Annotated in this window: 1 pseudogene; it reads right to left on the bottom strand. The window is 64.3% G+C overall.

What is annotated here, in order from left to right:
* Positions 1 to 295, bottom strand: a pseudogene (locus E5W70_RS32675) (cytochrome P450); the annotation flags it as partial.
* Positions 296 to 485: the final 190 nt, after the last annotated feature.

Genomic DNA, 485 nt, shown 5'->3' with positions numbered 1-485 from the left:
GGAGCCGCTCGATCTGGTCGCCGTCCAACAGGATCGACAGGAAAAGCGCCTTGCGATGGCGGTGAGCGGCGCCATCGAGCGCCTGGACGCTGCCCTTGTCCTGAAGCAGCCGCAGCGTGGTCTGCGGCATCGCGCCAACCCGTGTGAAGTGATCGCCGCCATAAAACATCTCGGCGGCCTCGGCACCATGGACACAGATTGCCGGCCGCAGCATCAGGCGCGTCGCAAAGATGTCGGTGTTCATGCGCCGGCAGCGGGCCGAAATGAAGTCATAGCCCTCGCGCAGCAGGGCCAAGGTGCTGTCGAACGCGGCGCGCGGAATGGGTTTGCGGCATGATTGCCGCCGTCGGCATCGATCAGTTCGCGTCTGTTCATGGCGTGCTCCCTGGCGTTGAAATTCCTCAACGCACGGCCGGCACTTTCGATCGCTCGCCCTCTTCGATTACCGACTTTGCCGGGCCGGCCGGCCCGGCAAAGTCGGTAAT

The sequence above is a fragment of the Mesorhizobium sp. genome (assembly GCF_005063415.1).
GTDB lineage: Bacteria > Pseudomonadota > Alphaproteobacteria > Rhizobiales > Rhizobiaceae > Mesorhizobium.
The sequence above is the reverse complement of the archived record's forward strand: the minus strand, read 5'-3'. Positions and strand labels throughout refer to the sequence as shown.